The organism is Blautia sp. AF34-10 (genome assembly GCF_003477865.1).
Lineage (GTDB): Bacteria > Bacillota > Clostridia > Lachnospirales > Lachnospiraceae > Fusicatenibacter > Fusicatenibacter saccharivorans.
Genome location: NZ_QUED01000001.1, coordinates 107,442 through 126,021 on the forward strand (window position 1 = coordinate 107,442; position 18,580 = coordinate 126,021).

18 protein-coding genes, 1 tRNA gene and 1 riboswitch are annotated in these 18,580 nt (G+C 51.3%); all 19 genes read right to left on the reverse strand.

What is annotated here, in order from left to right:
- Positions 1-12 precede the first annotated feature (12 nt).
- Entirely contained in the window at positions 13-357 is a 345-nt protein-coding gene (locus DWZ60_RS00505) for a metal-sensing transcriptional repressor (protein WP_119221113.1), read from the reverse strand.
- Between the two features lie 38 nt (positions 358-395).
- Complete coding sequence (locus tag DWZ60_RS00510) at positions 396-626, reverse strand: hypothetical protein (RefSeq protein ID WP_022463115.1); 231 nt, start codon at positions 624-626, stop codon at positions 396-398.
- A 4-nt stretch (positions 627-630) separates the two neighbouring features.
- Complete coding sequence (locus tag DWZ60_RS00515; protein WP_022463114.1) at positions 631-1,158, reverse strand: DNA-deoxyinosine glycosylase; 528 nt, start codon at positions 1,156-1,158, stop codon at positions 631-633.
- Positions 1,145-1,387 (reverse strand): hypothetical protein, encoded by a 243-nt coding sequence (locus DWZ60_RS00520; protein WP_022463113.1) that lies wholly within the window; start codon positions 1,385-1,387, stop codon positions 1,145-1,147. Before DWZ60_RS00520 ends, DWZ60_RS00515 begins: the two co-directional genes overlap by 14 nt.
- A 243-nt stretch (positions 1,388-1,630) precedes the next feature.
- Positions 1,631-2,809 carry a phosphoribosylaminoimidazolecarboxamide formyltransferase gene (locus DWZ60_RS00525; protein WP_055227009.1) on the reverse strand — a complete coding sequence of 393 codons (1,179 nt, stop codon included), beginning with the start codon at positions 2,807-2,809 and terminating at the stop codon, positions 1,631-1,633.
- A gap of 31 nt (positions 2,810-2,840) precedes the next feature.
- The gene (locus tag DWZ60_RS00530; protein ID WP_022463110.1) at positions 2,841-3,554 is read right to left on the reverse strand and encodes an IMP cyclohydrolase; all 714 of its coding nucleotides are present in this window, start codon (positions 3,552-3,554) and stop codon (positions 2,841-2,843) included.
- A gap of 78 nt (positions 3,555-3,632) precedes the next feature.
- A riboswitch (ZMP/ZTP riboswitch) is annotated at positions 3,633-3,713 on the reverse strand.
- 132 nt (positions 3,714-3,845) lie between these two features.
- Entirely contained in the window at positions 3,846-4,328 is a 483-nt protein-coding gene (locus DWZ60_RS00535) for an acyl-CoA thioesterase (protein WP_022463109.1), read from the reverse strand.
- 41 nt (positions 4,329-4,369) lie between these two features.
- Positions 4,370-5,647: an O-acetylhomoserine aminocarboxypropyltransferase/cysteine synthase family protein gene (locus DWZ60_RS00540; RefSeq protein ID WP_055227011.1), complete on the reverse strand. Its 1,278-nt coding sequence runs from the start codon at positions 5,645-5,647 to the stop codon at positions 4,370-4,372.
- A gap of 158 nt (positions 5,648-5,805) precedes the next feature.
- The gene (locus tag DWZ60_RS00545) at positions 5,806-8,214 is read right to left on the reverse strand and encodes a ribonucleoside triphosphate reductase (protein WP_117813196.1); all 2,409 of its coding nucleotides are present in this window, start codon (positions 8,212-8,214) and stop codon (positions 5,806-5,808) included.
- Positions 8,215-8,461: 247 nt separating this feature from the next.
- Positions 8,462-9,697: a GTPase HflX gene (gene hflX, locus DWZ60_RS00550; RefSeq protein WP_119221114.1), complete on the reverse strand. Its 1,236-nt coding sequence runs from the start codon at positions 9,695-9,697 to the stop codon at positions 8,462-8,464.
- Positions 9,698-9,715: 18 nt separating this feature from the next.
- Positions 9,716-10,750 carry a tetratricopeptide repeat protein gene (locus DWZ60_RS00555; RefSeq protein WP_055219726.1) on the reverse strand — a complete coding sequence of 345 codons (1,035 nt, stop codon included), beginning with the start codon at positions 10,748-10,750 and terminating at the stop codon, positions 9,716-9,718.
- Positions 10,747-12,093: a phosphoglucosamine mutase gene (gene glmM, locus DWZ60_RS00560; RefSeq protein WP_022462134.1), complete on the reverse strand. Its 1,347-nt coding sequence runs from the start codon at positions 12,091-12,093 to the stop codon at positions 10,747-10,749. The genes DWZ60_RS00555 and glmM overlap by 4 nt, the downstream gene beginning before the upstream one ends.
- 103 nt (positions 12,094-12,196) lie before the next feature.
- Positions 12,197-13,117, reverse strand: coding sequence for a nucleotidyltransferase family protein (locus DWZ60_RS00565; protein WP_055219722.1), 921 nt, complete (start codon positions 13,115-13,117; stop codon positions 12,197-12,199).
- Between the two features lie 92 nt (positions 13,118-13,209).
- Positions 13,210-14,286 carry a peptide chain release factor 1 gene (prfA, locus tag DWZ60_RS00570; RefSeq protein WP_022462136.1) on the reverse strand — a complete coding sequence of 359 codons (1,077 nt, stop codon included), beginning with the start codon at positions 14,284-14,286 and terminating at the stop codon, positions 13,210-13,212.
- 131 nt (positions 14,287-14,417) lie between these two features.
- Complete coding sequence (prmC, locus tag DWZ60_RS00575; protein ID WP_330421997.1) at positions 14,418-15,218, reverse strand: peptide chain release factor N(5)-glutamine methyltransferase; 801 nt, start codon at positions 15,216-15,218, stop codon at positions 14,418-14,420.
- Positions 15,219-15,221: 3 nt separating this feature from the next.
- The gene (locus tag DWZ60_RS00580; protein ID WP_117804214.1) at positions 15,222-16,205 is read right to left on the reverse strand and encodes a DUF1385 domain-containing protein; all 984 of its coding nucleotides are present in this window, start codon (positions 16,203-16,205) and stop codon (positions 15,222-15,224) included.
- A gap of 104 nt (positions 16,206-16,309) precedes the next feature.
- Positions 16,310-16,510 carry a 50S ribosomal protein L31 gene (gene rpmE, locus DWZ60_RS00585; RefSeq protein WP_022462139.1) on the reverse strand — a complete coding sequence of 67 codons (201 nt, stop codon included), beginning with the start codon at positions 16,508-16,510 and terminating at the stop codon, positions 16,310-16,312.
- A 131-nt stretch (positions 16,511-16,641) separates the two neighbouring features.
- Positions 16,642-18,306 (reverse strand): transcription termination factor Rho, encoded by a 1,665-nt coding sequence (gene rho, locus DWZ60_RS00590; protein ID WP_119221115.1) that lies wholly within the window; start codon positions 18,304-18,306, stop codon positions 16,642-16,644.
- Positions 18,307-18,439: 133 nt separating this feature from the next.
- Positions 18,440-18,521, reverse strand: a tRNA-Leu gene (locus DWZ60_RS00595).
- Positions 18,522-18,580 lie beyond the last annotated feature (59 nt).

Sequence of the window (18,580 nt, forward strand, 5' to 3'; positions counted from 1 at the left end):
TGTTTTTCTTGCTTATTTGACAAAGCGGTCGATCGCCTTATTCAGCTCCTCAATCGCTTTTGTGTCCCCATGCTCGACTGCATCGACGATGCAATGTTCAATGTGATCCTCCAGGATAATTTTTCCTGTGTTGTTGATGGCCGCCTTCACGGCAGACAGCTGGATCAGAACCTCAGCGCAGTCCCGGCCTTCCTCTACCATCCGCTTGATCGACTCCATGTGTCCGATCGCGCGGGAGAGGCGGTTTAAGACTGCTTTTGTATTTGTATGATGGTGCCCGTGGGCGTGATCGTGGGAATGCTCGATCACGGTGCCGTCTTCCAGCACATGCACATGCGTGTGTTTTTCTTCACTCATCGTTTTTTTCTCCGCTTTTCTGGTATTTTCTGCGCGATTCAGATTTCTGTAAACGTAAACCGCTGGCGGATGCCGGAGGTCTCAATGTCAAAGACCAGAGATCCGTCCGCTTCCACCGTTTTTTCATATTTTAAGTTTTTGTCCGGAAATTTCTGACGGATATACGCCTCCGGGTCATCCGTCTCGATCTCGTCGAAAAAGACGTCCCGCATCTGATTATTGGCACACTCATTAAAAATCTCCCAGACGGTCTCGTACTCTTTTTTCATCCTGTCACTCTCCGTTTCGTAAGACTTCTCCGCACTGGCTCCACTCGCCAAGCAGCCGCTCCACAGACCATGCGGCGTTCGCGGGACTCGTCGACGGAAGGCGAACCGCTTCCCGTCCCAGCTGCTTCTCCTGGTACTTCCGGTAATACTTCCACGCGGTCGCCCCGTTGCAGTAAATCTGCCGGATATCGGCGCATTCCAGAATGTCCTGCAGCGGATTCGGCACAACATCGCGGATGCTCGCATCGCTCGAGCCTGTGATGACGCAGGACGCGATCACATCCCAGACAGCGATATGATTCCGGAGCAGAAACGCCTTCTTCTCTTCCACGGTCTGCGGCACCTCTTCCCCGCACACGGCTGCCGTCACTTTCCAGAAACGGTTCTGCGGATGGCCGTAAAAAAATCCGGTCTCCCTGGATTTTACGGACGGAAAACTGCCGAGAATCAGAATCCGGGAATCGGCGCGGTAAACCGGCGGAATCGGATGCACCACCGGGTGCTCATTTTTGTTCTCGTCAGGTCGGCTCATCTTCATCAAACTCCACTACCGTATAGAATCCTCTCGGTGTCTCTTTTACTTCTTTTACGATTCCCTTCCGGGACTGCAGCCTCTCATACGCCTGATAATTCCTGCTCATGGCCACTGCCGGGGTAATCGTATAATAATAGGAGGTAGGCAGTGCGCTTTCTGTCACGTTGACTTCCTGGCCTTCCTCGAGAAGTCCCTGTCGCTCCATTTTAAATTCCATCTGCCGCATATTCCTCATCCTCCTTTTTGCAGCGGGCAAAAGATACGCCCATGGGGTATTTTATCACACTTTTCCGAAAAAGAACAGGGGTTTTCGACAGAAAAAGGGCGGTACCGCCCTCTTCCTGCTTATTTTTTATTCTTCAGAAAGTGCTACTCTCTCTTTGATGATACATGTGCGAAAAAAAGAAAGAATCCGGCCGCCCAGAGACCGGATTCTTTCTTCTTATATAAATATAAAACGCATTTCTTTTTAGTGATGGAACAGACGGATTCCCGTAAACGCCATTGCCATGTTGTACTTGTTGCAGCACTCGATCACAGCATCATCACGGACTGATCCGCCCGGCTCTGCGATGTACTGGACGCCGCTCTTGTGTGCGCGCTCGATGTTGTCGCTGAACGGGAAGAAGGCATCGGAACCTAAGGTTACGCCCTTCATCTGGTCGAGCCATGCACGTTTCTCTTCTCTTGTGAAGACTTCCGGTTTTACTTTGAAGATCTTCTCCCATGCGCCGTCTGCGAGAACATCCATGTACTCCTCGCCGATGTAAACGTCGATCGCATTGTCACGGTCTGCGCGGCGGATGCCGTCTACAAACTGCAGATCCAGCACCTTCGGGCACTGACGCAGGAACCAGTTGTCGGCTTTCTGTCCGGCAAGACGGGTGCAGTGCACACGGGACTGCTGGCCTGCACCGACACCGATGGCCTGACCGTCTTTGACGAAGCATACGGAGTTGGACTGGGTATATTTTAAGGTAATCAGTGCAATCTTCAGATCGCGTTTTGCTGCTTCCGGAATCTCTTTGTTCTCGGTTACCACGTTGGAGAGCAGCTCATCGTCGATCGGCAGCTCCTGGCGGCCCTGCTCAAAGGTAATGCCGAAGACCTGTTTGTGCTCGAGCGGAGCCGGACGGTAATTCTCATCGATTTTGATGACGCAGTAGTTACCTTTTTTCTTTGCTTTCAGGATTTCCAGTGCTTCATCGGTAAATCCCGGAGCGATGACACCGTCAGAAACCTCGCGTTTGATCAGGGATGCGGTGTCTTTGTCGCAGACATCAGAAAGTGCGATAAAGTCGCCGAAAGAAGACATACGGTCTGCGCCTCTGGCTCTTGCATAAGCGCATGCTAACGGAGAAAGCTCTCCCATATCGTCTACCCAGTAAATTTTACGCAGGATCTCGTCCAGCGGAAGACCTACGGCTGCACCTGCCGGGGAAACGTGCTTGAAGGAAGTTGCTGCCGGAAGACCGGTGGCTGCTTTCAGCTCACGTACCAGCTGCCAGCCATTGAAGGCATCCAGAAAATTGATATAGCCCGGACGGCCGCTTAATACTTCGATCGGAAGATCTCTGTCATCATCCATGTAAATTCTGGAAGGTTTCTGGTTCGGGTTGCATCCGTATTTTAACGCTAATTCTTTCATGATTTTCTCCTTTCGCAAAACACTCGATTTCTTATTTATTTTTATTCACGATTCTTGTCTCATACTTGCCGGTTGCAATGTCGATATAGCGTGTGAAGAGGGACACCTTGTTGTCCTCGTTTAAGCTGCTCCAGAGCAGTTCGGTGAAAGCATCGATGTCATCCGGAATCTCGACCAGTTTTGGCTCACCCTCAAAGCTTGGCAGCGGATTGCCGTCGTGCATGTAGGTGTGGATGAAATGGCCTTCCCCTGCTACACAGTTATCATAGGAGAAGGTGTAGCGGTTGCACTGGGACGGATCGCCGTTATTGCTCTTTAAGATCGACATCTGGTAGCCGTACGTTCCGTTCTCTACGTGCATCACACCGGAAATACGAGGAGTGTAGTTCGGTGCATCCGGCTCAAACTCTCTGCTTCGAAGGGATACCTCAAACGTTTTTCCCTGCTCCAATCCTTCGTATACGGTATCGGTCTGGTCTCCGTTTGTTACGATCGTATCATTTCCCAGAACGCGTACTGGTGCGTAGATGATCAGGCTCGGATCTTCCAGCTTCGACGGATCAAACGCCTGTGTGCGGATTCCCTCACCCTCCTCAACAAAGACACGGTTGCGGCTGTTCTGGCTTCTGCCCATAATAAAGTATCCGGCAACGGCTTTTGTGCCGTCTTTGGATCTGCCGATCACAATTCCTCTTCCTGGATATGCATTTCCTTTTAATTCCTGTTCCAGTGATACTTTTTTCATCTTCTGATCTCCTTTTCAAGGTGGCTGGAATGGGATTTTCTGTTTTTGGATAAAAAAACAGACCCACTCCCCCAAGCATTCTTCTGCCCAGACGGTCGGCCTCTTCTCACGCTATACTCCCTGTGGTCATTTCCACTTCCGTCAGTCGTATAACTGCCTTTACCTTAACATGGAAAATCCCGCCTGTCAAGGGACACGGCGGGATTTTTTTAAATGAAATTTTCAGAATGCACGAAGACAGCTCCGGTAAACGCCCCGGTGGATTCTGCAAATGTGTGGGTGAACGTCAACTTAGAACCCCTCTCTGTGACGCTCTTTTCGCAGTTCATAGCGGCGTTTTCCGCCCTCCCACTCGGCCTCCTGCTCCGGGGATTCCAGAATCAGGCCCGGGACGGGAAGTGCGCGGCCGTTCTCGTCGATGGCCACCATCACCACGTAGGCACGGTTGATCATTTTCCGAATGCCGGTCGCAAGCTCTTCCACGTACGTGTCGACGCGCACCTCCATTGAGGTGCGTCCGACATACGTCACTCTTCCGACCAGTACGACGGTGTCGTTCAGAAAAGCAGGATGCTTGAAGTTCAGATTGTCGATGCACGCGGTGGTGATTTCGTGGCCGCAGTGGCGGCGTCCCACCAGACCGGCAAGCTCATCGATCCACGCGACCAGCTGGCCGCCGAACAGACGGCCATAGCCGTTGATATGGCGGTGCATCAGAAGATACGACTGCTCTGTCTCAGAATCTTTTACGCGTTTCTTTGCCATTTCTTCCATTTTACCAATACGCTCCTTTTCACATCCTGTTTTTTGTATCTTTATACGTTCGCAAGCGCCTGATCAAGGTCTGCAATGATATCGTTCACATCCTCAATGCCGACCGACAGACGGATCAGATCCGGCAGAACACCGGCTTCGATGAGCTGCTGATCGTTCAGCTGGCGGTGGGTATGGCTTGCCGGGTGCAGAACGCAGCTTCTTGCATCGGCAACGTGTGTTACAATTGCTACCATTTTCAGGCCGTTCGTAAAACGCATCGCACCGTCTCTTCCGCCCTTCGGTCCGAAGCAGAGAACGCCGCAGGTTCCGTTCGGCATGTATTTTTCTGCCAGCGCATGGTATTTGCTGTCTGCAAGGCCTGCGTACTCAACCCATGCTACCTTCGGGTGGTTTTTCAGGAACTCTGCCACTTTCTCGGCATTTCTGCAGTGACGCTCCACGCGCAGGTGCAGGGTCTCCAGACCGACATTCGTCAGGAATGCATTCTGCGGGGACTGGCACGCTCCCATATCACGCATCAGCTGTGCGGTTGCTTTTGTGATATACGCTTTTTTACCGAATTTCTGCGTATAAATCACGCCGTGGTACGATTCGTCCGGTGTAGTAAGGCCCGGGAATTTGTCTGCATGCGCATCCCAGTCGAAGTTTCCGGAATCGACAATCGCTCCGCCGAGCGCCATTGCATGGCCGTCCATGTATTTTGTGGTGGAATGGGTGACAATATCTACACCGAACTCGAACGGACGGCAGTTGATCGGGGTTGCAAAGGTGTTGTCGCAGATCATCGGAACGCCGTGCTCATGTGCAAGTTTAACAAACTTGTCAATGTCAAGTACAACACCTGCCGGGTTGGAAATCGTCTCGGCAAAGACAGCTTTGGTGTTCGGCTGGAATGCTTTTTCCAGCTCATCTGCCGGCGCATCCTGGTCCACGAGGGTAGTCTCGATGCCGAATCGTTTTAAGGTAACGGCGAGCAGGTTGGAGGTTCCTCCATAAACCTTTGCCGCGCAGACAACGTGGTCGCCTGCCTCACAGATGTTGGTAACAGCAAGCATCGTTGCCGCCTGGCCGGAAGATGTGAGCATGGCTGCCACGCCGCCCTCCAGATCGCAGATTTTCTGTGCTACGACGTCGTTCGTCGGGTTCTGCAGACGGGAATAGAAATATCCCTCTTCCTCCAGATCGAACAGTTTTCCCATTTCCTCGCTGGTTGCATATTTGAATGTTGTGCTCTGGTAAATCGGAAGTACACGCGGCTCACCGTTTTTCGGCTGCCATCCTCCCTGTACACAGATTGTGTCCTGGCTGTATCCCATAATTTTTCTCCCTTCTGTAAGTGAAACCGGTCCACCGGGCCGATTTCTGCTGTGCTCAGCGCCATAATAATACCCCCACCCGGGATGCCCGGGCGAGGGTATCACTTTTTCCTATTATAACTCTGTTTGTTCTTTCCTGCAACTATATGCGCACAGATTTAGGAGAGATATTCATCCACATATTTCTGGATATTGGAAGCATTCACAATCTTCTGCGCCTGGCCGTCCTCCACAACGAGAAGAGTCGGTGCCTGCATGATGCCGTACTGTGCGGCAAGATCCGGGTGACGCTCTGCGTCGATCACCTCATACTGCTCCTCGGCGAGCATTTCTTTTGCCATTTTGCAGTTCGGGCAGGTGCTTGTCGTGAACAGGTACATGCCGTCTTCCTCGATTTTATCTGCTGCAGCGGCTTTCGGCTCTTCTTTTCCAGCGGCCTGCTCTGCCAGTTTCTCTGCTGCGCCGTACGATTTCATTTTCTGCTCCGGCGATTTGGAGTGGATGATATCATATACAGTTCTGTTCTTGTACTCCTGGCGTTTTCCGTCGTTCCAGTTCTTGACCGGACGGTAATATCCCGTGATACGGCTGTAAACCTCTGCCTCTTTTCCACAGATCGGACATGTAAAATGCTCGCCGGCGAGATAGCCGTCGTTCGCACAGACAGAATACGTCGGGGACAGCGTGTAGTACGGCAGTTTGTAGTTCTCTGCAATCTTCCGCACAAGGGAAGCTGCTGCTTTCCAGTCCGGCAGTTTTTCGCCAAGGAACGCATGGAATACAGTTCCCGAGGTGTACAGCGTCTGCAGATCATCCTGAATATCAAGCGCAGAGAAAATATCCTCGGTATAGTCCACCGGCAGATGGGAGCTGTTGGTGTAGTACGGGGTATCTCCCTCATGGCCTGCGGTCTTGATATCCGGCCATTTTGCACGGTCGTGTTTTGCCAGACGGTATGCGGTCGACTCCGCCGGAGTTGCCTCAAGGTTGTACAGATCGCCGTACTCCTCCTGGTAATCAGAAAGACGCTCTCTCATATGGTTCAGAACTTCTTTCGTAAACTGCTGTGTCTTCGGATCCTCCAGACCCTTTCCGAGCCATGCGGCATTTAAGCCGGCCTCGTTCATACCGATCAGACCGATGGTTGAGAAGTGGTTCTCAAACGTTCCAAGGTACCGTTTCGTATATGGATACAGTCCCTCGTCCAGGAGACGGGTAATGACCTCACGTTTCGTCTTTAACGAACGTGCGGCAATATCCATCATATGATCGAGACGGCGGTAGAACTCTTTCTCATCTTTGGACTGATATGCGATACGCGGCATATTGATGGTGACAACGCCGACCGATCCGGTGCTCTCGCCGGAACCGAAGAATCCGCCGGTTTTCTTTCGAAGCTCACGCAGATCCAGGCGGAGACGGCAGCACATGGAGCGCACGTCGCTTGGTTTCATATCGCTGTTGATGTAGTTGGAGAAGTACGGGGTACCGTATTTTGCAGTCATTTCGAACAGCAGACGGTTATTCTCCGTATCGGACCAGTCAAAATCGGATGTGATGGAGTAGGTCGGGATCGGGTACTGGAAGCCTCTTCCGTTGGCATCTCCCTCGATCATCGTCTCGATGAACGCTTTGTTGACCATATCCATCTCTTTTTTACAGTCTTTGTACTTGAAGTCCATCTCCTTACCGCCGACGATCGCCGGAAGCTCCGCGAGGTCATCCGGTACGGTCCAGTCGAGTGTGATGTTGGAGAACGGTGCCTGGCTTCCCCAGCGGCTCGGTGTGTTGACGCCGTAGATAAACGCCTCGATGCACTTCTTCACTTCGCCGTAGCTTAAGTTGTCCACTTTGACGAACGGCGCCAGATACGTATCAAATGAAGAAAATGCCTGCGCACCTGCCCACTCGTTCTGCATAATGCCGAGGAAGTTGACCATCTGGTTGCACAGAACCGAAAGATGTCTTGCCGGAGAAGAAGTAATCTTTCCGTTGATGCCGCCAAGTCCTTCTTTGATGAGCTGTTTTAACGACCATCCTGCACAGTAGCCGGTCAGCATCGACAGGTCGTGGATGTGAATATCCGCGTTGCGGTGTGCCTCGGCGATCTCGTCATCATAAATCTCTGATAACCAGTAGTTGGCTGTGATCGCGCCGGAATTGCTTAAGATCAGACCGCCGACAGAATACGTTACGGTCGAGTTCTCTTTGACACGCCAGTCCTCTACTTTTACGTAGCTGTCCACGATCTCTTTGTAGTCTACGATCGTCGATTTCATGTTGCGGATTTTTTCCCTCTGCTTGCGGTACAGAATGTAAGCTTTTGCCACTTCTGCGTAGCCGCACTGGATCAGCACGTTCTCCACGCTGTCCTGAATTGCCTCCACTGAAATTTTTCCGTCTTTGATCTTGGACTGAAAGTCCGCTGTTACGCGCAGTGCCAGCATCTGAAGCATGTCATCGCTGAACTGCATATCTTTTGCGCCGAATGCTTTTCCAATCGCATCGGTAATCTTTTTCATCTGGAACTCTGCAATCGTTCCGTCTCTCTTTTCTACCTGAAACATGGAATCCCTCCTGTTAATTCAACCGTTTCTGCAAGGCCTTTTTAAGGTTCCACTCTTTGCAGTGTCTGAACCATATGATAGCAGAGCATGTTTCTCCCGTCAATAGTAAAAAGTACCATATCTAGTGTAAAATTTTCTAACATCACTAGATATGGTACTTTTACTTGTATTCTGTCCCTTCCATTTTTCGGCGCTGTACGGCGCTTAAAGGGATGTACTGCCGTTTTTAAGCCCGCTTGCCATACCTCTATACCCTCGGATAGATATCCTTCGGTACATAGGCTTTTACGCGGATGCCTTCCGGCAGATATTCTTCTTCGAGCAGAATTCCGTATCCGCGGATCAGTGAAATCGTTCCCGCCTTATCGTACGGATAGAGGCGCTCGATATAGATTTTTCCCTCCATCATCCACGAGGAGAGTAAATTTTTGAGGTCTTCGAGTCCCTGTCCTGTTTTGGCAGAGACCGCAAGGCTCGCGTCTGCCCGGAAATCTTTTACAACCACCGGGGCAAGAAGCTTATCCTGCTTGTTCAGCAGGGTGGCGATCTTTTTGTCCTCAACTTTCAGTTCCCGCAGCGTATCGTACACGATCTGCATCTGCAGCTCCATCTGCGGATTTGACGTATCCACAACGTGGAGAATATAGTCGGCATACCGTGCTTCCTCCAGCGTACTGCGGAATGCATCGATCAGATGATGTGGCAGCTTATTGATAAATCCAACCGTATCGGTCAGCAGGATTTCCTGTCCATCCGGAAGGGTCAGTGACCGCGTCGTCGTATCCAGCGTGGAAAACAGCATTGCATCTGCCAGAATTTCCGATCCTGTCAGTGCATTTAAAAGACTGCTCTTTCCCGCTGACGTATAGCCTACGAGCGCCGCTACCGGGATTTTGGAACGTTTTCTGCCTTCACGAAGGAGCTCTCTGTGCTGGCGTACTTCCTCAAGCTCACGTTTTAACTGCGTAATACGCGTGCGGATCAGGCGCCGGTCGGTTTCCAGCTTTTTCTCTCCCGGTCCTCTCGTACCGATTCCGCCGCCGAGACGGGAAAGCGATGTGCCAAGGCCGGAAAGTCGGGACGCACGGTACTTTAACTGGGCCAGCTCAACCTGGATTTTACCCTCGCTGCTCACGGCGCGCGCCGCAAAGATATCCAGGATCAAAAGCGTACGGTCCATGATCTTGCATTCCAGTGCTTCCTCCAGCCCTTTTAACTGGATCGAGGAGAGCTCATCGTCGCAGATGATGCCCGTCGCATCGCAGGCGCGCACCAGAATTTTCAATTCCTCTAATTTTCCTTTTCCGATGTACGTTCCCGGATGAATGGCCTCCCGCACCTGCACCAGGCGGCCCTCCACCTTCGCACCGGCGGTGCTGGCCAGTTCCGCCAGCTCGTCGAGCGATTCTTCTGCGTTTGCGCCGCCGTTTTCCTGTACGCCGACCAGAATCACGCGCTCCTGTTCTTCTCTTAAATCAAACAATCCAACTTCCTCCGTCTGTTATCGGTTCTGGAGAAACGTATTTTCCCGCTGCGCCGCGGTGTTTTCCGGGTATGCTGCCAGAAAATCCGCCATCAGCGACTTCGCGGTATCAAAATCCGCCCGTTTTTCATAGGATACAATCTGGTTGAACAGCAGATTTTCCCGGTCGGAATCCTCTGCCGTTTTGAGTCCTTCCTCGATATACGAGAGTGCACTGTCCGTGTCGTTTTCCGCAAGTGCGCAGAGCGCCAGCCCGTTGTTTGCTGCCGCCGCAAAGCCATCTGTCGAAAGATACGAAGAAAACAGTGCTTTCGCCTCGTCGTTCTGACCATTGGAAAGGTAAACCTCGCCGAGCATTTCCATCGCCGCGCTGCTGCCGTCCTTCATTGCCTTCGAGAACGCTTTGACCGCCTCGTCCTGCTCCTCCAGATAGTAGTATGCACAGCCGATGTTATAATAATCCTCGGTCGTTTTCGGCTCAATCTTCACTGCCGCTTCGAGGTAACGGTCTCCGTCCGCTTTCATGCTGCTCTCCTGATACAGCTCGTAAATGTCAAGGCAGAGCTGATAGCTCTCCTTCGTCTCCACTGCCGCATCAAAATCCACCTTCGCCTGCTCGTAATTCTTCTGCAGGAAGTACGCGCGTCCCCTAAGGAACAGCGCATCGGCATCGGCCTTTTCTTCCTGAATATTGGTGCAGATCTCAATGGCTCCATCCAGATCTCCGGCCTGTACGCAGGTTTCCGCCTCGTAATACATGACATCGCGCGAAAACTCCGCGTCTTTGTGCTTCATGCTCGAAAGACTGCTCTTGAAAGCCTCTTTTGCCTTGTCATACTCCTGGCTTTTCAGATAAGCGATGCCGAGCGACCGGTAGCTCTCCGCCAGTCGGTCGCCTGCCTTTACGGCTCCCTCCAGCATCGCAATCGACGTTACGTAGTCCTTCTGTTCGAGCGCCTCGATGCCCTTTTTATAAAGCTTTGAATTTTTATTTTCACAGCCGCCAAGCACCATTGCCGCCGCCAGAAAAAAGATTACCAGTCTTTTTTTCATTCTGTCACAAGTCCTTCTTTATGCATCACAGAAACAACCTGGTCTACGTATTTTGCACACGTTGCGTCGTCCGGTGCTTCCACCATGACACGGATCACCGGCTCGGTGCCGCTCTCTCTTACGAGGATGCGTCCGTCATCGCCCAGGGCCTCTGCTACGTCTTCTACTGCTTTCTGTACTGCCGGGTTGGCCTTTGCAGCTGCTTTGTTTGCCACGCGGACATTCTTTAAGAGCTGCGGGTAAATCACTACCTCGGCTGTCAGGGTGCTGAGCGGGAGTTTCTTATCTATCAGCACTTCCATCACCATCAGGGAGGTCAGGATTCCGTCACCGGTCGTCGCGTGCTTGCTGAAAATGATGTGGCCGGACTGCTCTCCGCCGAGAGAATAGCCGTTTGCCATCATGTTCTCGCACACGTATTTGTCGCCGACTGCCGTCTTCTCATACCGGATACCGGCGCGGTCACACGCTTTGTAAAGACCGAGGTTTGACATGATCGTGGTCACAATCGTATCTCCGTTTAACTGGCCTTTTTCTTTTAAGTATTTACCGCAGACATACATGATCAGGTCTCCGTCTACCACATTTCCCAGCTCATCGACAGCGATGCAGCGGTCTGCGTCTCCGTCGTAGGCAAATCCGACGTCGAGGTGTTTCTCTCTTACATATTTCTGAAGCTCTTCGATGTGGGTGGAACCACAGCCGCAGTTGATGTTTGTTCCGTCCGGCTCGTTGTGGATCACATATGTCTTGGCGCCGATGGCATCAAACACGCTCTTGGCTACGGAAGAGGCACTTCCGTTGGAGCAGTCGAGTCCGACTCTCATGTTTTTAAAGGATTTTGTCGGAATCGAGATCAGGTGTCCAATGTAGCGGTTCCTTCCGGCTGCAAAATCCACGGTGCGTCCGATGTCTTCTCTCGTTGCGAACGGGATCTTCGGTGTTCCGTCGTCGATGTAGGCTTCGATCTGCGCTTCGATGTCGGCTTCCAGTTTCTGTCCCAGGCCGTTGATGACTTTGATTCCGTTGTCATAGAACGGGTTGTGGCTGGCGGAGATCATAATTCCGCAGTCAAAGTTTTCAGTACGGACAACATAGGAAACGCTCGGGGTGGTCGTTACGTGCAGCAGATAAGCGTCTGCTCCCGATGCGGTCAGTCCTGCTACCAGCGAATATTCGAACATGTAGCTGGAGCGTCTGGTGTCTTTTCCAATGACGATCTGTGCTTTGTGGTCTTTTCCGAAATACCATCCGAGGAATCTTCCCACTTTATATGCATGCTCAACCGTCAGATCAATGTTTGCTTCTCCGCGAAATCCATCTGTTCCAAAATATTTACCCATGGTATGCTCCTTTCCCCTTTCGGGCAGAAAGCGTGTCTGAAATTTTTTGCAATCATTCAAACACGCTTTTTCTGGTTATTCACTCAAATAACAAAATACGTAATTAGTCGTACAGCTTCTCGCTGTATACGCCGTCCGCAATCAGTTTGCGGAATGCTTCTGTTACGGAAGCTTTGTCTTCCTGATACGTTACGCCGAACCACTCTGCGTCGGTCGGAAGAACTTTTACTTCTGCTTTTCCTGCGTGCAGCAGCTCGTCGATGTAGATCGGAAGGAGGTACTCGCCTTTTACATCTCCCTCTTTCTGTGCAGAAAGGAATTCAACAAAGCCTTTCTCCAGAAGATCAATGAACTCCGGCTGCAGTCCCCACATGTTCATGGAAACAAGGGAGTTTTTGTCGATCGGATCAACCGTTCCGTCTTCTTTTTCAACGCCTGCGCCCTCTGCGGTCTTTACGATGTTTTTCGTCTCGTTGACACCGGTCAGGTTTCCGTTTTCATCAACGACGCAGACACCTCTTGTAACACCGCCGTTGTCACTTAAGGTGTTTCCAAGCACGAATCCTGCCATGGAGATCGGCATAACTTCATCCACATCATGCTCCTGTACGAGGTAGTCGTGCAGTTTTACGAACGGATCTTTTCCGTAATAGTCATCAGCATTGATAACAGCAAACGGCTCTTTTACAAGACCTTTGCAGGCAAGAACGGCCTGGCCGGTTCCCCACGGTTTGGTACGGCCTTCCGGTTTTGCAAAGCCTGCCGGCAGATCATCGAGCTCCTGGAATGCATATTCCACCTCTGTGATTTTGCTGATGCGGTTGCCGATGACTTCCTTGAAATCTTTCTCCAGATCCTTGCGGATGATGAAGACTACTTTGTTGAAGCCGGCTTCCAGTGCATCGTGGATGGAATAATCCATGATGATCTCCCCGTTTGGTCCTACTGGCTCAAGCTGTTTGATTCCCTTTCCAAATCTGCTGCCGATTCCGGCTGCCATGATCACAAGTGCTGTTTTCTTCATAGCGTTTTCCCTTTCTCTTTTCCCCTTTTTTCTCTTGTTTATTCTATCAGCAATCGATCCTGTAGACCAATCGTGATTCGCAGCGTTTATTATTATGCTTCTTCCTGCATGCTGCTCAGCTTTGCGGCCTGATCGGCTGCAATCAGACTGTCGATGATTTCATCCAGATCGCCGTTCATGATGGCGTCCAGTTTGTATAAGGTCAGTTTGATTCTGTGATCCGTCACACGTCCCTGCGGGAAGTTGTACGTACGGATCTTCTCGGAGCGGTCTCCCGTTCCGACCTGGCTCTTTCGAAGCTCGGCCATCTCATCGTGCTGTTTCTGCTGCTCTAAGTCGTACAGACGGGCACGCAGAATCTTCAGTGCCTTGTCCTTATTCTTTAACTGTGATTTCTCATCCTGGCAGGAAATGACGATGCCGCTCGGGAAGTGGGTCAGACGGACTGCTGAGTCGGTCGTATTGACACACTGGCCGCCGTTTCCGGAAGCACGGAATACATCGAATTTGTAATCTTTCGGGTCGATCTGTACTTCGACGTCGTCCACCTCCGGCATGATCGCTACGGTCATGGTTGAGGTATGGATTCTTCCGCCGGACTCGGTTTCCGGCACACGCTGTACGCGGTGCGTGCCGCTCTCGTACTTCATCCGGGAGTACGCGCCTGCTCCGTTGATCAGAAGTGTTGCGTCTTTAAAGCCGCCGATTCCGTTTTCATCGGCGCTGGTCAGCTCGGTTTTCCAGCCGCGGCTCTCTGCGTATTTGATGTACATACGGCAGATTTCTGCGGTAAAGAGTGCCGCCTCGTCTCCGCCGGCACCTGCGCGGAACTCTACGATAACGTTCTTGTCATCGTTCGGGTCTTTCGGCAGAAGCAGGACTTTGAGTTCCTGCTCCAGCTCCTCTACGCGTTTTTTCGCATCGGAGAGCTCTTCTTTCAGCATTTCACGCATCTCTTCGTCGGATTCCTCCTCGAGAAGCATCAGGCTCTCTTCGATGGTCTGTTTCTGTGTTTTATAGTCCTTATATGCGTCTGCGATCGGCTGGAGTTCTGCCTGCTCCTTCATCAGCTTCTGGAACTTCGCCGCATCGGCAGCGACGTCCGGCTCGCTTAACTGATTCAGTACCTCCTCGAGACGCATGAGGATATCATCAAGTTTATCAAACATAAAATGACTGCTCCTTTTTACTGTTTTCGTCTGTTTATGATGTCATTATGGTGTCAAAATTAAAATTCATTTCTGTCAGGGTTTTTTGTGCCAGATACCGGCCACCACGCGGTCCAGGCCTGCCAGATCTTTCAGAACCTGTACATCGGCAAAGCGTGGGTTTCCATCAGCTCCCGCACTTCATCTCCCTGATCGTATCCAATTTCAAAACAGAGCTTTCCGCCCTCTTTTAAATAGCTTCCTGCCTGCTCTGTAATCTTCCGGTAAAAGACAAGACCGTCCGCACTGCCGTCGAGTGCCATCCGCGGCTCATGGTCGCGCACCTCCGGCATCAGCGTTTCAATCACATCCGTGCGGATATACGGCGGATTGCTTGCGATCACATCGAAGGTTCCCTCGATGTTTTCAAATAAGTTGCTCTTTACGAACGATGCCCGTCCGCCCGCCTGTGCGCCGTTCTTTTCCGCAACCTGTAAGGCTTTCTCGGAGAGATCCGCGCCGATTCCCGTGCAGTCCTCTCTCGTCACAAGAAGCGATATGAGGATGCATCCCGAACCGGTGCAGAGATCGAGAATCCGTGCATCTTTTGGAAGGCCGCGGAGCGCTTCCTCCACAAGAATCTCGGTGTCCTGCCGCGGAATCAGTACATGCTCATTCACAAAAAACGGGATTCCGTAGAACCACGCCTCTCCGGTCAGCTGCTGCAGCGGAATGTGTTCGCCGCGCTTTCTGACCAGCGCTTCGTACTGCTCCTGCTGTTCTTTTGGCATTTCATCTTCACTGTGTACAAAGTAGGTGCTGTGGCTGATCCCGCAGACATGCTCCAGTAAAAGCCATGCGTCCTGCCGGGCTTCCTCCACCCCCTGCTTTTGTAAGTACAGAATAGCGGATTCCAGTGCAGATTTCAAGTTTTTTCTATCGTGCACACTCATCGGTCACGGCTCCTCATGTTCTTTCTTTTCGGTTTTGGCCGGGTACGTATAACCAAAGTTTTCGTTCAGGTACGCTCTCCAGTCAAACACAGCCTCCACAGCGGCGATCGCAACCTCTGCCATCTCGGCATCCGGCTCGCGCGTCGTCAGGTGCTGCAGCATCAGGCCCGGTTTACTGATCAGGTTGACCAGTTTATTGTCACTTTTTCCCGCCAGGCGGATAATTTCATACGAAACGCCCGCGATCACCGGAATGAGAAGCAGGCGGATCACAATTTTCAGCACCGGGGAATCGACCCGGATGAACATGAAAAAGATGATGCTGATGACGATGACGTACATAAGAAAGCTCGTTCCGCAGCGCTTGTGCTCCCGGGAACTCTTTAAGACGTTTTCCACGTTCAGTTCCAGACCGTGCTCAACACAGTTGATGCATTTATGCTCGGCGCCGTGGTACATGAACACGCGCTGAATGTCTTCCATACGGGAAATGGCTGCCAGATAGCCTAGGAACAGTGCCACACGCACAAAGGCCTCTGCCACCGCGGTCAGTGTCGTTCCGGCTCCCGCTTTGTGCAGCAGTTCGGACAGGAAGTACGGCACCATCAGAAAGAGAACGACGGCGATGACAACGGAAAATGTGACGGTTCCGTACATCATCAGCCTGTCTGTCTTTTCTTTTTTCGCTTTCTGCTGCTCCTCTTCCTCTTTCGTCGCCGGCTTTTTCTTTTCCTCCTCCTCGTCCTCATAGAACGAAGCGGAGTACATAAGGGAACTCATGCCAACGATCATCGAATCGGCAAAGCTGAAGACGCCGCGCAGAATCGGAACTTTTAAAAGCCCCTTGTGCTTTGTCAGCGGCCTGTGCTGCTCTACTTTAACCTCAATCTCCCCGTCCGGCCGGCGTACTGCGACGGAATAGTGATCCTTGTTCATCATCATGACGCCTTCCATCACGGCCTGGCCGCCAATATTGGATGATTTCATAATTTACGTTTACCTCCTCAAAGGGGATTTTCTGCATCCGTAACGCAAGAACGGACTGAGATCTTCCAACCTCAGCCCGTTTTTCATCTTGCTTGATTCAATTCTTATTTCATGCCGTATTTCTTGTTGAACTTCTCGATACGTCCACGAGCTGCAGCAGCTTTCTGCTGGCCAGTGTAGAACGGATGGCATTTAGAACAGATCTCAACGTGGATCTCTTTCTTGGTAGAACCTGTTACGAAAGTATTTCCGCAGTTGCAGGTAACAGTTGCCTGATGGTATTCTGGATGGATTCCTTCTCTCATTTTATTCACCTCTTCTTAATATTGTTATCTTCTCAGATTTACTCTGATGATTTCGTATTTCAGGCTGACAAAATCTCATCAACCTTGCACAGCTTTCTCATTGTATCACACAATTTTGAAAATTGCAAGCCTTATACTATTTTTTGTTTTTTTAAAATTTGAATCAGTTCGCCGTTGTTTCTGGTGCGGGCAAACATATTCAGAATATTTTCCACGGCTTCCTCGGATTTCATGCCGTTTAATGCCTTCCGCATATTGTAAACGGCCTCCTGCTCATCCGGTGTCAGAAGCAGATCTTCTCTTCTTGTTCCCGATTTGGCTATGTCGATGGCCGGGAATACGCGGCGTTCCTGCAGTTTCCGGTCGAGCACGAGTTCCATGTTTCCGGTGCCTTTGAATTCCTCGTAAACGACATCGTCCATCTTGCTTCCGGTGTCCACAAGCGCCGTTGCAAGAATTGTCAGGCTTCCGCCCTCACGCATGTTTCTGGCCGCGCCGAAGAACCGTTTCGGCATGTAGAGTGCTGCCGGATCGAGACCGCCGGAAAGGGTACGGCCGCTCGGCGGAACGGTCAGGTTGTAAGCTCTGGCGAGACGTGTGATGCTGTCGATGAAGATCGTAACGTCTTTTTTACTCTCCACAAGACGTTTCGCGCGCTCAATGACCATCTCGGACACGCGTTTGTGGTGCTCCGGCTGCTCATCAAACGTGGAATAAATAACCTCCACATTGGAGCCCTGGATCGCTTCTTTGATGTCGGTGACCTCCTCCGGCCGCTCGTCGATCAGAAGGATGATCAGATACATCTCCGGGTTGTTCCGCAGGATGGATTTTGCCGCATCCTTCAAAAGCGTCGTTTTTCCGGCTTTCGGCGGGGAGACGATCATGCCTCGCTGGCCTTTTCCGATCGGACTTACAAGATCCACGATCCGCATCGCCATGCTTCCGCCCGGGCGCTCAAGGCGCAGCCGCTCATCCGGGAAGACCGGTGTCATATCTTCGAAATTGCCGCGGCGCATGATCTGGTCGAGCGGCAGATTGTTGACGCTCTTTAAGTATAAAAGGGCGCTGAATTTTTCGGTTGCGGACTTTACTCTCGTGTTTCCACGGATGATATCTCCCGTTTTCAGTCCGAAACGGCGGATTTGGGACGGGGAAACGTAGACATCGCTGTCGCCCGGCATATAGTTGTCGGAGCGGATAAATCCAAATCCGTCCGGCATGACCTCGAGGATGCCGCAGGCCTCCTGGCCGCTGTCGAGCGTGCTGGTTTCCTGACGCGGTTCCTGTCTCGTCTCTGGTCTTGCTTCCTGATGCAGCGGCTCCTGTCTCATTTCCTGCCCTGCTTCCTGACACGGCTCCTGTCTTTGCTCTTCCTCACGGTTATTCTGATTATAATTCCGTGGTTCCTGAAATCTACGCTCATTGAAACGCGGTGCTCTTGGACGGTACTCCTGGCGCTCTCCGTTTTCACTGCGCTCTTCCCGGCGGACATACCGCGGTCTCTGGTACGGGCGCGCGGTGCCGTTTTCCGAGGTTTCCCGATTCTGGCGCTCCATACCGTCCTCCCGCTTTTCCTGCGGTTCCTGATTCTGATCCTGTACAGTTTCCGTCTTTTTTTCCTCTTTTAGAACCGTCGGCTCTTCCATGTTTTTCTGGTTTTCTTTCTGATCTTCTTCCAGCATCCGCTCAATCAGCGCTTCTTTCCGCAGGGTGGAAATCCCCTTCATGTTTCTGGATTTTGCCAGCGCTTTCAGCGTGCTCAAAGGCAATGACTCATACTTTTCTCTTGTCATACCATTTTTCCTCTATCTATTCTCTATTTGATTTTCGGTTCTGTTTGGAGTTTTTAAGATATTTGATGCGCGAATATTTTTGCTGCAATTATTTAGAATCTGATTTTTGTCATTTTATTGCTGTGGATTTTTCTGCGGTTAGTGGGACTCGAACCCACACGCCGAAAGGCACAGGAACCTAAATCCTGCACGTCTGCCAATTCCGTCATAACCGCATATTATTTTTTCAAGAAAAGAAAAACCCCATAGAAAACCTCCATGGGCGTTTTCTATG